Raw genomic sequence first — 13618 nt, forward strand, 5'->3', positions numbered from 1 at the left:
GTTTCTCCTTACTCGGGGTGCGCGGAGATGGTCCACGGGTCCGTGCGGATGTGCAGGATCTCGGTGTCCACGCTTAACGGAGCCACGATACTCTCCGCCTGCTCGGTCCAGGGAAACTCGCTGGCCCAGTGGGCGGTGTCGATCACGGCGGGCCCGCCGGCGCGCAGGTGCTCGTCCACGGGGTGGTGGCGCAGGTCGGAGGTGACGTAGACGTCCACGCCGAGCTTTGCCACATCGCCCAGGAAGCTGTCGCCGGAGCCGGAGGAGACCGCGACCTTCTGCACGATCTGGTCCGGATCGCCCGCGGCGCGCACGCCCCACGCGGTTTCCGGCAGCGCGTTGGCCACCTGCTGGGTGAATTCGCGCAGCGTCATCGGTTCGGGAAGTTCGCCGATTCGCCCCAGGCCGGTCGCTTTCTCTAGGTCCTGGGTGTCGGCCATCTGCACCACGTCGAAGGCGGGTTCTTCGTAGGGGTGCGCTTCGCGCAGCTTCTCGACGATCCTCCGGCGGTCCCTCGCCCTGGCCACAAACTCGATACGGATCTCGTCGCCCGTGTAGTGCGTGCCCACGGCTCCGTCGGTGGGGTTCGCGCCCTCGACCGGGGTGAACTCGCCGGTGCCTTCGACGGAGAAGGCGCACTCGCGGTAGTCCCCGATCGCGCCGGCGCCGGCGTCGAACAGTGCGCGCTTCAGCTCCGCGGCGGCTGCCGGCGGGACGTGCACGCCCCAGCGGTCGGTGGCGCTCAGAAGCACCGGCTTGATCGGACGGCCGGGCGTGATGCCGACCAGCTCCGCCAGCTTGTCCGACACACCCGGGCGGGCCGAATCCGCGTTGGTGTGCGCGGCGAACAGCGCGCAGCCGCCGGCGAGCAGGGTGTGGATCACCTTGCCCTTCGGCGTGTTCGCCGCCACCGAGTGCACGCCGCGCAGCAGCAGCGGGTGGTGCACGACCAGCAGCTGGGCACCGGCGGCGACGGCGCGCTCGGCCACCTCCTGGGTGCAGTCGAGCGCGAAGGCCACCTTGCTCACCTTCGCGTCCGGGTCGCCGCAGATCAGGCCCACCTGGTCCCAGCTCTCGGCCAGCGCGGGCGGGTAGGCCGCCTCGAGCACGTCCACAACTTTCTGCACTGTTACGTCTGTCATGGCAGCCAGCCTACAAATTTGGAACAGTGGGTATGTGTGAACGCCACTTTGCTTTTCGACGTCGACGGCACGCTGATCGATTCTTTCCCCGGCATCCGCCACGGCTTCCTGGTCGGCCTGGAGGCCGTGGGGTGGGAGGTGCCCGACGAGGAATTTATCCGCCGCATCCCGGGCCCGCCGATGCCAGAGACGATGCGCTCACTCGGCATGACCGCCGCGCAGGTCGAACAGGCCATGCGCGCCTACTCCGACTACATGTCCGGCGAGGGCTGGCAGCGCTTCGAGGTCTTCGACGGCATGGATGATCTCGTGGCGCGTCTCGCCGGGGAGGGCTACCGCGTGTGCACGGCGACGTCGAAAAGCGAACGCTTCGCCCGCGCCGCGCTTGAGCGCGCGGGATTTTTGGAGCACATCGACTTCCTCGGCGCGGCGTCGAACGACGGGGCGCGCGCGAAGAAGGTGGACGTGATCCGGCACGTGCTGGACAATGTTGCGCCCGAGCGGCCGCTGATGGTCGGCGACCGGCTGCACGACTTCGAGGGCGCGAAAGAGTTTGGCATCCCGAGCGTGGCCATGACCTGGGGCTACGGCGCCTCTGAGGAATGGGATTTAGCGGACTACGTGGCGCGCGACGCCGACGAGCTAGAAAGGATCATCCGTGAGTTCTAAATTGCACATCGACTTCGTCTGCACCGGCAACATCTGCCGCTCGCCCATGGCGGAGGTGATCCTGCGCGAGAAATTGGCGCAGGCTGGGTTGGGGGACGCGGTCACGGTGACGTCGTCAGGCATTGGCGGCTGGCACGTCGGGCAGAAAGCCGACGAGCGGGCGCGCGCCGAGCTTGCCGCCCACGGCTACGACGGCGAGGCGCACCGCGCGCAACAGTTCGGGTTTGCGCAGGAGCAGGCCGACCTGATCGTCGCGCTGGACACGAACCACGTCTCCGAGCTGGTCGCGCGCGGCGTGGACGAGGACAAGGTGCGCCTCATCCGTTCGTTCGACCCCGCTGCTGAGGAAGGCGCGGGCGTTGCCGACCCCTACTACGGCGGGCCGCACGGCTTCACCGTCGTGCGCGAGCAGATCGAGTCCGCAGCTGACGGCATTATTGCCTGGGTGCGGAAGCGACTAGACTGACCCGGCGTGAGCGCCAAGAAACAGACGTCGAAGCCGTGGTGGCGGCAGATGCTTACCCCCGGCTGGGTCATCGCCGCGCTACTTATCGGGGTGTTCTCCTACTACGCGTTTACGTTCCTGGCGCCGTGGCAGCTAGGCAAAAACGAGGCGCTTGTCGAGCGCAACGAGCACATCTCCGCCGCCTTCGAGCACGACCCGGAGCCGTTGTCCTCGCGGGTGGGTGCCGACGGCTCCCTCGGTGCCGATGCCGAGTGGTCCCGCGTGGTGGCCACCGGCCGCTACACCGGCCAGGACGTGCTGCTGCGCCTGCGGCCTGTAGACGGCACACCTTCGTTCCAGGTCCTCACCCCGTTTGTGCTTGACGACGGCCGCGTAATCGTCGTCCACCGCGGCTGGGTCAAAGCCGAAAACTCCACCCAGGTGCCCGCCGTGGAGCCGGCGCCGACCGACGAGGTCACCCTCACCGGCCTACTGCGCGCCGACGAAGGCGAGCACCCCAACCCGCCCATGCACGAGCAGGGCTACGACATGGTCTACTCCATCAGCCCCGCCCAGGTCGGCTCGCTGACCGGCACCGATGTGGTCTCGCCGTACCTGCAGCTCCTCGGCGGTGAAGCGGGCGTGCTCGACCCGATCCCGCTGCCGCAGCTGGAGACAGGCAACCACCTCTCCTACGGGCTGCAGTGGATCCTGTTCGGCCTCGCCGCCCCCGCCGGCCTGATCTACTTCCTCTACTCCGACTCCCGCGAGCGGCGCCGCTTTGAGGCCGAGCAGGAGCAATTGCTTCTCGACGACACCCCCGCCGCCGGCAGCCCCAACCCCGCTCCCGCTGCCGCTGCGACCCCCGCTGCCCGGTCTCGGCAGCGCTACGGTTCCTCCCGCGCCAACCCGTGGGCCAAGGCCTACGATAAGGAAGAAGAACGTTAGCTTTCCTTGATCGTTGAAGGGGACGGATGTCTACCGCCGTGAATTCGACCGCCGATCAGCTCCACTCCGCCCTGTTCACCCTCGAGTCCGCGGGTGTTGTTCTCGCGGATGACGTCGAGGTTGACGACATCGACGACGCCGTCGCCGACCACCCGGTTGTGTTCCCCACCCGCCCGTTCGCGGTGTTGGCGCAGGTAGCACAGTTGTCCGCCGCCGACGGGGATCCCCTGTTCGCCCTCGCCCGCCCCGGCTCCCTGGAAACCCGCGCTGCCCGCACCTGCACCGCCGCCGGCGTCGAGCTTTGGCGCCTCGCCGTCGTCCCCGACGCCAAAGGCTCCGCAGCCGGCTCCGCCCGGGTGCAGTTTTCCGAGTGGGACGTCGCCGACGTGCCCTTCGACGGCCCCTCCCCCTGCTTCGAGCTAGCCATCCTCGCCGCCATCGAGTCCCGCGCGCTGTAGCCCCGCGCTGCCCGCGCCCCTGCCTGCAGACCCTGGGATCCAAAGCCTGGGATCGCGCAAAAATCGACCGATGCCAGGGTCTGGATCCCAGGGTCTGTGGGCGGTCGGCCCTTTCCCAGGGTCTGCGGTCGCCAAAGCCCCGCCCCAGGCTAGATGCTTACTCCTAAACGCTTACTTCTCGACGAACCCCCGGCCGCGCCCGCCACCGCACTCGAGAAGTAAGCATCCTGGGGTAAGCATCTGGGCCGGGTAAGCGTCCTGGGGTAAGCATCCTCGGTCGGGATGGGGCGAGAACCCCACGCGACAACGGGAAAGACCCCGTCCCGGGGATCCGGGACGGGGTCCTAGTGTGGTGCGCCATGACGGGCTCGAACCGCCGACCTACTGGGTGTAAACCAGTTGCTCTTCCAGCTGAGCTAACGGCGCGCGTAGGAAGCAGAGTAGCAGAGCCCGCGCACGGAACGAAAAACCGGGGCGGGAGCTGCGAAAACCCAGCGAAAACCGGGCTAGCGGCTGCGGGGCGTGAGGCAGGAGCCCTGCCAGGCACCGAAGCGGTCCGCCTTCGTCTGGGTGAAGCCGGCGAGCTGGGCGGATTCGGCGATCTCGCTGGGCGGGACCACCCCGGCAGAGGAGGAGCCGGCGCCGGGGGTCATCAGCCAGATGCGGCCGCCGGGGCCGAGGCCGCGGGAGACGTCGACGAGATCATCGACGAGGTCGCCGTCGCCGTCGCGGAACCAGAGGAGGATGGTGTCGCAGGGTTCGTCCACGTCTTCGTCGAGAAGCTCGGCCCCGATCGCATCCTCGATGGCTTCCGAGATGGCGGAATCCGCGTCCTCGTCCCAGCCGATCTCCTGCACAACATCACCCGGTTTTACCCCCAGGCGGGCTGCGTAGGTGTCCACTCCTGTGGCACTCAAATCTCCATGTCCTCCGTTTTTATCAAGATGTGGTTTGGGCGATAGCTTAACGTCGAGAAGCAAAGAATGCTGGCAAACCCGTGATTAGTCTCACCAAAGACCACCCGCTGTAAGAATGCACGCGCGCGAGCACGTATCCTTGGGGGCGTATTGCCCGACTGAAGCCAGGAGGTTGAAGTGGCCCAGAAAGAGACCAAAATGGAAGACGCTCGCGCGAAGACCGCGTCCGAGGTTGACACCAACATTCTCTCGCTGCGCGAAGGCGTAGCGTCCTACCTGCACGACGCGGACCCCGAGGAAACCCAGGAATGGATGGACTCCCTCGACGGGCTGCTCGAGGAATCCGACCCGGAGCGCGCCCGCTACCTCATGCTGCGCCTGATCGAGCGCGCAAACGCGAAGCGTGTGCCGCTGCCGGCGCTGTCCTCGACCGACCTGGTCAACACCATCCCCACCAAGCTCGAGCCGGAATTCCCGGGCGACGAGCAGATTGAGAAGCGCTACCGCCGCTGGATGCGCTGGAACGCCGCAGTGATGGTGCACCGCGCGCAGCGCCCCGGCATCGCCGTCGGTGGCCACATCTCCACCTACGCATCCGCAGCGGCGCTGTACGAGGTCGGCTTCAACCACTTCTTCAAGGGCAAGGACGCGCCGCAGGGCGGCGACCAGGTCTTCTTCCAGGGCCACGCCTCCCCGGGCATGTACGCCCGCGCCTTCATGGAAGGCCGCCTGAGCGAAGACGACATGGACGGCTTCCGCCAGGAGCACTCCCGCGAGCAGGGCGGCCTGCCGTCCTACCCGCACCCGCACGGCATGCCTAAGTTCTGGGAGTTCCCCACCGTGTCCATGGGCCTGGGCCCGATGAACGCCATCTACCAGGCACGCTTTAACAAGTACCTGCAGGACCGCGGCATCAAGGACACCGACCAGCAGCACGTCTGGGCATTCCTCGGCGACGGCGAAATGGACGAGCCGGAATCCCGCGGCCTGATCCAGATGGCTTCCCTGTACGGCCTGGACAACCTCACCTTCGTGATCAACTGCAACCTGCAGCGTCTCGACGGCCCGGTGCGCGGTAACGGCCAAATCGTCCAGGAGCTGGAGAGCTTCTTCGTCGGCGCCGGCTGGAACGTGATCAAGGTCGTGTGGGGCCGCGAGTGGGACGAGCTGCTGGAGAAGGATGAGGACGGCGCGCTCGTCCACATCATGAACACCACCAAGGACGGCGACTACCAGACCTTCAAGGCCAACGACGGTGCCTACGTCCGCGAACACTTCTTCGGCCGCGACGAGCGCACCAAGAAACTCGTCGAGGACATGACCGACGAGGAAATCTGGAACCTGCGCCGCGGCGGCCACGACTACCGCAAGGTCTACGCCGCCTACAAGCGCGCCCTGGAAACCAAGGGCAAGCCGACCGTCATCCTCGCCCACACCGTCAAGGGCTACGGCCTCGGCCACAACTTCGAGGGCCGCAACGCCACCCACCAGATGAAGAAGCTGGCACTGGAGGACCTCAAGCTCTTCCGCGACAAGCAGCAGATCCCGATCTCCGACGAAGAGCTGGAGAAGGATCCGTACATGCCGCCGTACTACCACCCGGGCGAAGACGCCGAGGAGATCAAGTACCTCAAGGCCCGCCGCGAGGAACTCGGCGGCTACCTGCCGGAGCGTCGCGAAAACTACTCCCCGGTCGAGCTGCCCGAGTTTGAGAAGACCTTCAAGGCGCTATTCAAGGACTCTGGCAAGCAGGAAGTCGCCTCCACCATGGCGCTCGTGCGCACCTTCAAGGCGCTCATGCGCGACAAGGAGCTGGGCAAGCGCATCGTGCCGATCATCCCGGACGAGGCCCGCACCTTCGGCCTGGACTCCTGGTTCCCCACCCTGGGCATCTACAACCCGAACGGCCAGAACTACGTGCCGGTGGACCACGACCTGCAGCTGTCCTACAAGGAAGCCACCGACGGCCAGATCCTGCACGAGGGCATCAACGAGGACGGCTCTTCCGCCTCCTTCATCGCCGCGGCGACGTCCTACGCCACCCACGGCGAGCCGATGATCCCGATGTACATCTTCTACTCGATGTTCGGCTTCCAGCGCACCGGCGACAACTTCTGGGCCGCCGGCGACCAGATGGGCCGCGGCTTCATCATCGGCGCCACCGCCGGCCGCACCACCCTGTTCGGTGAGGGCCTGCAGCACATGGACGGCCACTCCCCGATCCTGGCGTCCACCAACCCGGCCGTCATCCCATACGACCCGGCGTTCGCCTACGAGATGCCGTACCTGATTTCCAAGGGCATCGAGCGCATGTACGGCCAGGGCGAGGGCAAGGACGAGAACGTGATGTACTACATCACCGTCTACAACCAGCCCCACCACCAGCCGGCACGCCCGGAAAACCTGGACGTGGAGGGCCTGCACAAGGGCATCTACCTTTACGACGAAGGCAAGGACCTGGACAACAAGGTCTCCCTCCTCGCCTCCGGCGTGGGCATGCAGCAGGCGCTGCGCGCCCAGGAAATCCTGCAGGAGAAGTACAACGTCGGCGCCGCGATCTACTCCGTGACCTCCTGGACCGAGCTCGCCCGCGAGGGCCAGGCCAAGGCCGCCGAGCAGCTGCGCAACCCGGGCGAAGAGGTCGAAGAAGCCTTCGCCACCAAGCAGCTGAAGCAGACCTCCGGGCCCTACATCGCGACCTCGGACTTCGCTTCCGACCTGCAGGAGCAGATCCGCGCCTACGTCCCGGGCCAGTACATCGTGCTCGGCGCCGACGGCTTCGGCTTCGCCGACACCCGCGAAGCCGCCCGCCGCTACTTCAACATCGACGCCGAGTCCATGGCCGTCGCCGCCCTCATGGGCCTGGCCAACGAGGGCAAGATCGACCGCTCCGTGGCTGCTCAGGCCGCCAAGGACCTGAAGATCGACGACCCGACAGCCGCGACCCAGGACGACGCGGGCGAGGACGTCGGCCCGGAGAACGCCGCGGAGTAGTTCTTTGGGGCTCTGGGCTTAGGGCTTAGCGCCTAGCGACGAAGGGGCGTTCCCGGTTGCGGAACGCCCCTTTTCGTGTGCCTTTTTTGGGGGGTGGGGCGGGGTTGGGGGTTTCGTGCGGGGTTTCCCTGACAGATTACGGCGGCCTTTTGCACTCACCTGGGCCGATGGGGTCCGACTGACAGATTTCGCCGCGAAGTGTCTGGATCGCGCGTCCTCGTCTACCGGCACGCCTGGATTTGTTCACTACGCGATGAATCAACCCACCCCTTTCGAACATCCGACCTGGGCAAAGTGAACAAACCACCGCTCAAACGAGGGGTTTGTTCACCTGCTAGCAGCAGCCGAGTGAACAAATTCTCGGGGTGGCCCGGCGCCCCCTACATCTTGGGCAGGAACTGCTGCAGCTGCGGCCACGCGAAGGCGGCGGCACCGACCAGCAGCGCCAGGACGCCAAATACGAGGCCGAGCTTCTGCGCCGTGGACGACCCACCTGAGTCCGCCCCAGTCTGCACCGGCGCGTCCGGCTCCGGCTCCGCCGCCGGGGGTTCCGGCAGCTCCACGCCGACACCGGTGTTGCTGATGCTGGTCCAGGTCCTACGCTTCGTCCCGTCCGCGAACGTGGTCACGACCTCGAAGTTTGCGCTGTCGTAAGAGTCGGTTGGCACCGTCGCAGTGATGGTGCCGGTCTTTTGGTCGATGCTCCAGTCCCAGCCCTGGCCGCCGGTGACCTCCCAATGAGCGTCCGTCGGCAGGTTCAGATCGAACTGGTTCTCCGGCGTCAGGTTCACGGTCTCGCCGGGGTCGGCGGTGACGCGCCCGACAAACTGGGGGTTGTAGTAGAACGCGTCGTCGGAGGTCAGCGTGATTTTCTGCGGGTACAGCTCGGTCGAGTCGTCCGGGAACTCCACCCGGACCCAGAACTCAATGACGTTCTCCCCCGGCTGCGGGGGTTCGCCCTTTGTGTAGTTGTTCAGGCGGACGGCGAGGGGGCCGTCGGTAAGCTCGCGCTCCCCGTTGAACAGCTGCGCCTTCTTCTGCAGCGTGTCCTCGCCGGTCTGCTTCCATCTCGTCCCCTCCGGCACGCCGAGGAGCTCGTACTCGATGGTTTCGGTGTACCCGTCGCTCGGGATGAATTGCACGTGCCGAGCCTTCGGATCGAAGTGCGGCGAATACTCGTCGGACATCGCGGCGGAGGCGGCGGGCGCGAGCAGGCCGGCGGCGACGACGACCACGGCCGGAAGTGCGAAGCGTTGCATGCGCTTATCATAACGGCATGGAACTTTCGCAGCGGTTGGACCTTGGCGGCCTGCTCGCCGACGACACAGACGCCCAAGACAAGGCGGAGGCGCGCGGCACGTTTGCGCGCATCGCGGAGCTCGTCGAAGACGTCTCCGGCGTCGATATTGAGCCCGGTACGAGGTTGGACGGGAGCGGGGTTTCGTCGTTAAGCCGCATTGAGCTCGCGGTTCGCATCGAGGAAGCATTTGGAGTGCCTATCGACGAGCACGTGTACGCCCAATGCACCACCGCCCAGGATCTCGCCGACTATGTGGAGGAGCACAAGTGATTTCGTATTTGACCGACATGGACGGCGTGCTGCACCGCGAGGGCGAGATCATCCCCGGCGCGAAGGAGTTCATCGGCGCGCTGCGCAGCGAAGACATCGACTTTATGGTTCTGACTAACAACTCGATCCAGACCCCGCGCGACCTGTCCGCGAAGCTTATGCGCATGGGCCTGGACATCGAGCCGGAGCGCATCTGGACCTCCGCCACGGCGACGGCGAAGTTTTTGTCGCAGCAGGCGGGCGCGGCGTCGGCGTACGTCATCGGGGAAGCTGGCTTGACGACGGCGCTGCACGAAATCGGTTGGATCCTCACCGACGCCGACCCCGACTTTGTCGTGCTGGGCGAGACTCGCACCTACTCGTTTGAGGCGTTGACCACCGCGTCGAACCTGATCCGCAACGGCTCGCGGTTCATCGCCACCAACCCGGATCTGACCGGCCCGGGGCCCGCGGGTGTGGTGCCGGCGACCGGGTCCGTGGCGGCCATGATCACCGCCGTGACCGGTATGGAGCCGTACTACGTGGGCAAACCGAACCCGGTGATGATGCGCTCGGCGCTCAACAACATCGGCGCGCACTCCGAGAACACGGTGATGATCGGCGACCGCATGGACACCGACGTCAAGGCCGGCCTCGAGGCAGGCATGCGGACCGTGCTGGTGCGCACGGGCATCGCCGACGACTCCGAGATAGCCAAATACCCCTTCCGCCCCACCGCGGTGCTGGATTCCGTGGCGGACCTGGTGGAGCGGATCTGGGATCCGTTCGACGACGGGTTCTACACGGACGGGGAGTAGGCACGCCAGATTTGAGGTATGTCGGCCTTTAAGACAGTAAGGTATACGGCACAGAAATTTGGTGCACTGCATTCGGCAACCGCGCGCGACGGAGTAAAACGGAAAAGGCATAGCTTATGAAGCTTCGGTACCTAGAGGTCCAAAATTACCGATCCATCCGTAAAGCTAAGAAGCTCGAACTATCGGATTCCACCACTATTGTTGGTTCCAACAACGAGGGTAAATCAAACCTGGTACGAGCATTAGAATGCGCGATTTCAACGCTGCAAGTAGCCAACCATTTGAAGACAAGAACTTCAATACCCTGGAAATCAGACGCATTCCAACGAATTCTTGGAAGACAACTCTTCCAGCTGGGTATCTACAGAATTGAGCGAGATTTCCCTCGCTCACTCTCTCCAAGATCAAAGGCAGACACAATCCTGCGGTTAACTTTTGAGCTGAGCGAACAGGAATGCGACGAGTTTGAAACGAAGTTCGAATCCAAAATCAATAGCAGCTTGCCGATCGAAGTGAAAATTGACCCGCGACTGAACCTGGTTGAGCGTCCCGAGTACCCCACTGTTCAGATTAATTATGTAAAGCCGGGTCCAGGCAAGGCCAAGATTGAGCAACACCTTCCAGATGTTCTCTCCTACATTATGCGAAATTTTTCATTCGCTTCGTCTGATGCCGTCCGCCCGGGGGAACGGGGAGTGGACGAGCTTCAAGCACTACTTAAGGAACGTCTCGTTTACCTCGCCGCGAATGACGATGATTACAAGGCCGCTGTTCAGACAATGACTGACTTCCGGGCCAAGGTCATCGATGAAGTTACCTCTGATTTTGAGGCGACTCTAAGTGATTTTCTTCCAGATCTAGAGAGCATCTCCATCGAACCGACAGAGATGATCGAAAGCCAGTTAAAGGCAATTGAAGTCTCGATGTCTGACGGAGTTAATACGAAACTCTCCGAGAAAGGTGACGGCGTTCAGAGCCTTTTCACCTTAGCGTTACTACAGCACAAAGCATCGTTTTCGAGGTCCGTTAAAGGCCAGGATCTCTTGACCATCATCGAGGAGCCGGAAGCGCACCTGAACTCCAAAACGATGTACGAGATTCGGAAGGTACTGGAAAAAATTGCTGCCAGCCAGCAAGTGATCGTTGTCACTCACAACGCAATCTTCGTTGATCGCAAAAATCCGTCTTCTAACATACTCGTGGACGAAGGTGCCGCCCGCAATGCTGACTCAATCGGTCAGATCCGGGACGCTCTGGGAATCACGTCCGCGGAAGCGATGAACGATGTAGAGTTAAAGATCCTAGTCGAGGGCGAAACTGACCGAGCTGTGTTTTCTGAGATAATCAACCAAAGCAACCTCGAAAATCTGAAGAAAGCAATCAAATTAGGTCGCATCGAACTGGTAGCTACTAAAGGGATAAAATTTCTCGAAAATCATCTCCGCATAGCCGAGAACACCCTTACAAACGTCCGAGTGCTCGCAGATTACGACGCGACGGCTAGAAAAAAGCTGGAATCATCCCCAGAGTTAATTGACGTAAGCGAATATGCCTATATCAGGCATCCCCGCTCCAAGGGCAGAGCCGATACGGATGCAACTCTGGAGGACATCTACCCGGTTGAGACGCTCGCCGAAGCACTCCGTAAGACCATGGGTGTCGCGGTGGCTCCTGAAAAATGGGAAAGCTGCAAACCCACTCCAGCTATCGAACGGGCTCAGGAACTCAGCTATGAAAATAATAAGCGGCTCGAGGGGGCGAAACTGGAGGAGTTCAAACGAATCGCTGCCGATATTTTCTGCAATGACGGTGCGTACAGGCAGGAAAGCGTCGATCCGGTGCTCAATCTCCTCGCTCAGGTAGATGACGATTACCGCTAGGCCTCCAGTCCTACCCCTCTGCCCCGCCCCTTTCGGGCATATGACACCCCAGCCCCCTACGCCAAAGCCTAGCTACACCTCCGAGTCGGAGCCCGCGACGTAGAAGCGCTGGTGGTTGACAAACTCGTCCATGCCCAGCGGGCCGAGCTCGCGGCCCAGGCCGGACGCCTTCACGCCGCCGAACGGCAGCTCGGCGCCGCGGGCCTGCGGGATGTTCACGTGGATCATGCCGGTGTCGATCTTCGCCGCGACCTTCTTGGCGCGCTCGGCGTCCTCAGACATCACGGCGCCGCCGAGGCCGTAGCGGGAGTTGTTTGCCAGCTCGATGGCCTCTTCCTCGGACGCGACCTTGTACACCTCGGCCACGGGGCCGAAGAACTCCTCGTAGTAGGAGTCGGAACCGACCGGGATGTCGGTGATCACGGCCGGGGTGATGTAGGCGCCCTTGCCGGTGACCTCGCCGCCGACGCGCAGGTTCGCGCCGTCCTCCACCGCTAGGCGCAGCTGCTGCGCGAGTAGCTCCGCGGCGTCGCGGGAAGACAGCGGGTAGAACTCCTTGCCCTCGCCGGGGTTCAGCGGGTCGCCTTCGCTATACGACGACGCAAGGTCCACCAACGCCTGCACAAACTCGTCGTAAATGTCCTCCATGACGATCATGCGCTTGTTCGAGGTGCAGGCCTGGCCCACGTTGCCGATGCGCTTGTTCCACGCGGTCTCGGCAGCCTTAGCCACGTCGGAAGCATCCAGCACGACGTACGCGTCGGTGCCGCCGAGCTCCAGCACGCACTTCTTCAGCGCCTGGCCGGCCTGGGAGGCGATGGTGCGGCCGGCGCGCTCGGAGCCGGTCAGGGACACGCCTTGGACGCGGTCGTCGTTAATCAGCGTGGAGACCTGCGAGTGCTTGGCGTACAGGTTCGTGTACAGGCCCTTCGGCGCGCCCGCCTCGTCGAAGATCTTCGCAATCGCGGCGGCGGAGCGGGGGCAGATCTCGGCGTGCTTGACCATCACCACATTGCCGGCCATCAGCGCCGGTGCTGCGAAGCGCGCGACCTGGTAGTACGGGAAGTTCCATGGCATAATGCCCAGGATCACGCCGAGCGGGACCTTGCGCATGACGGAGGTGCCGCCGCGCTGGTTCGGGATCTCCTCGTCGGCGCCGAATTCCGCGCCGTTGTCGGCGTAGTAGTTGAAGATCTCGACGACGTCGTTGATCTCGCCGTCGCCTTCCTTGACCGATTTGCCCATCTCTTCTGCGATGATGCGGGTGAGCTCGGCGCGTTGCTCGTCGAAAAGCTTCGCTACCTTGCGCAGCACCTCGGCGCGCTCCTCGAAGCTCTTCTCGCGCCACTGCTTGAACGTGTCGTTTGCGGTGGCCAGCGCGTTTTCGAGCTCGTCGTCGGTGATGAAGTCGAAGGACTCGACGATCTCGTTGTTCTTCGGGTTTTGTACGCGGTATTTAGTAGACATGCGGCCCATCGTAGGAGCGTGGCGTGAGGCTCGCCACAAAATCTTTCTCGCGTGATAGCCGGTCCATGGCCTGCACAAACGGCTCGATCTCCTCGCGCGTGGCCAGGATTGTTTCGCGGCACGAGTACGTGCGGTCCGCGCGCCGCTGCCAGCGGGTGAACCAGATTTCGCCGGGCGCGCCGTCGGGAAGCAAAAGCATCAGCTTCTCGACGCTCCGTCGCTCCCGCACCGGCATCCCCTCAACGCAGAATGTCCACGCGAGTCGGGTGCGCGGGGCGCGGCAGGTGGGTGCGGCCAGTGTTGTCGTCATTGGTGGGGACCCTTCTTGCGG

The 13618-nt window shown here is 63.9% G+C and carries 13 protein-coding genes and 1 tRNA gene; 8 read left to right on the forward strand and 6 right to left on the reverse strand.

Features of this window, described 5'->3' with window-relative positions; translation table 11 throughout:
- Nucleotides 1-8 precede the first annotated feature (8 nt).
- Nucleotides 9-1142 (reverse strand): Nif3-like dinuclear metal center hexameric protein, encoded by a 1134-nt coding sequence (locus tag HMPREF2791_RS04005; protein WP_070844487.1) that lies wholly within the window; start codon nucleotides 1140-1142, stop codon nucleotides 9-11.
- Nucleotides 1143-1178: 36 nt separating this feature from the next.
- Here HMPREF2791_RS04005 and HMPREF2791_RS04010 point away from each other — a divergent pair, with 36 nt between their 5' ends.
- Genes HMPREF2791_RS04010 through HMPREF2791_RS04025 form a run of 4 tightly spaced genes read left to right on the forward strand, consistent with a single transcriptional unit; the run spans nucleotide 1179 to nucleotide 3662 of the window.
- Entirely contained in the window at nucleotides 1179-1811 is a 633-nt protein-coding gene (locus HMPREF2791_RS04010; protein WP_070844488.1) for an HAD-IA family hydrolase, read from the forward strand.
- Entirely contained in the window at nucleotides 1801-2277 is a 477-nt protein-coding gene (locus HMPREF2791_RS04015; protein WP_070844489.1) for a low molecular weight protein-tyrosine-phosphatase, read from the forward strand. Before HMPREF2791_RS04010 ends, HMPREF2791_RS04015 begins: the two co-directional genes overlap by 11 nt.
- Before the next feature lie 6 nt (nucleotides 2278-2283).
- Nucleotides 2284-3204, forward strand: a complete 921-nt coding sequence (locus HMPREF2791_RS04020) for an SURF1 family cytochrome oxidase biogenesis protein (protein WP_246825412.1) — start codon at nucleotides 2284-2286, stop codon at nucleotides 3202-3204.
- Nucleotides 3205-3230: 26 nt separating this feature from the next.
- Entirely contained in the window at nucleotides 3231-3662 is a 432-nt protein-coding gene (locus tag HMPREF2791_RS04025; RefSeq protein WP_070844491.1) for a hypothetical protein, read from the forward strand.
- A 350-nt stretch (nucleotides 3663-4012) separates the two neighbouring features.
- On the opposite strand, the gene HMPREF2791_RS04030 is transcribed toward HMPREF2791_RS04025, so the two are convergent.
- Together HMPREF2791_RS04030 and HMPREF2791_RS04035 are read right to left on the reverse strand one after the other, a co-directional pair.
- Nucleotides 4013-4088 (reverse strand) — tRNA-Val (locus HMPREF2791_RS04030).
- A gap of 80 nt (nucleotides 4089-4168) precedes the next feature.
- Nucleotides 4169-4579: a DUF3052 domain-containing protein gene (locus HMPREF2791_RS04035; RefSeq protein WP_070844492.1), complete on the reverse strand. Its 411-nt coding sequence runs from the start codon at nucleotides 4577-4579 to the stop codon at nucleotides 4169-4171.
- A gap of 198 nt (nucleotides 4580-4777) precedes the next feature.
- Between HMPREF2791_RS04035 and aceE the strand changes: the two genes are divergently transcribed.
- Entirely contained in the window at nucleotides 4778-7573 is a 2796-nt protein-coding gene (gene aceE / locus HMPREF2791_RS04040; RefSeq protein ID WP_070844493.1) for a pyruvate dehydrogenase (acetyl-transferring), homodimeric type, read from the forward strand.
- 380 nt (nucleotides 7574-7953) lie between these two features.
- Here the strand turns inward: aceE and HMPREF2791_RS12010 are convergent, their stop codons facing one another.
- Nucleotides 7954-8832, reverse strand: coding sequence for a Rib/alpha-like domain-containing protein (locus HMPREF2791_RS12010; protein WP_070473557.1), 879 nt, complete (start codon nucleotides 8830-8832; stop codon nucleotides 7954-7956).
- 17 nt (nucleotides 8833-8849) lie between these two features.
- Between HMPREF2791_RS12010 and HMPREF2791_RS04050 the strand changes: the two genes are divergently transcribed.
- From HMPREF2791_RS04050 to HMPREF2791_RS04065, 3 genes are all read left to right on the forward strand, one after another.
- The gene (locus HMPREF2791_RS04050; RefSeq protein ID WP_070473556.1) at nucleotides 8850-9143 is read left to right on the forward strand and encodes an acyl carrier protein; all 294 of its coding nucleotides are present in this window, start codon (nucleotides 8850-8852) and stop codon (nucleotides 9141-9143) included.
- The gene (locus tag HMPREF2791_RS04055; RefSeq protein WP_210400153.1) at nucleotides 9095-9940 is read left to right on the forward strand and encodes an HAD-IIA family hydrolase; all 846 of its coding nucleotides are present in this window, start codon (nucleotides 9095-9097) and stop codon (nucleotides 9938-9940) included. The genes HMPREF2791_RS04050 and HMPREF2791_RS04055 overlap by 49 nt, the downstream gene beginning before the upstream one ends.
- Nucleotides 9941-10056: 116 nt before the next feature.
- Entirely contained in the window at nucleotides 10057-11820 is a 1764-nt protein-coding gene (locus HMPREF2791_RS04065) for an ATP-dependent nuclease (protein ID WP_083327885.1), read from the forward strand.
- Between the two features lie 72 nt (nucleotides 11821-11892).
- On the opposite strand, the gene HMPREF2791_RS04070 is transcribed toward HMPREF2791_RS04065, so the two are convergent.
- Together HMPREF2791_RS04070 and HMPREF2791_RS04075 are read right to left on the reverse strand one after the other, a co-directional pair.
- Nucleotides 11893-13287, reverse strand: coding sequence for an NAD-dependent succinate-semialdehyde dehydrogenase (locus HMPREF2791_RS04070; protein ID WP_070844511.1), 1395 nt, complete (start codon nucleotides 13285-13287; stop codon nucleotides 11893-11895).
- On the reverse strand, nucleotides 13277-13597 hold the full coding sequence (locus HMPREF2791_RS04075; protein WP_141764908.1) for a hypothetical protein: 321 nt from the start codon (nucleotides 13595-13597) through the stop codon (nucleotides 13277-13279). The genes HMPREF2791_RS04070 and HMPREF2791_RS04075 overlap by 11 nt, the downstream gene beginning before the upstream one ends.
- Nucleotides 13598-13618 lie beyond the last annotated feature (21 nt).

This window comes from Corynebacterium sp. HMSC034A01, assembly GCF_001838175.1.
Classification (GTDB): domain Bacteria; phylum Actinomycetota; class Actinomycetes; order Mycobacteriales; family Mycobacteriaceae; genus Corynebacterium.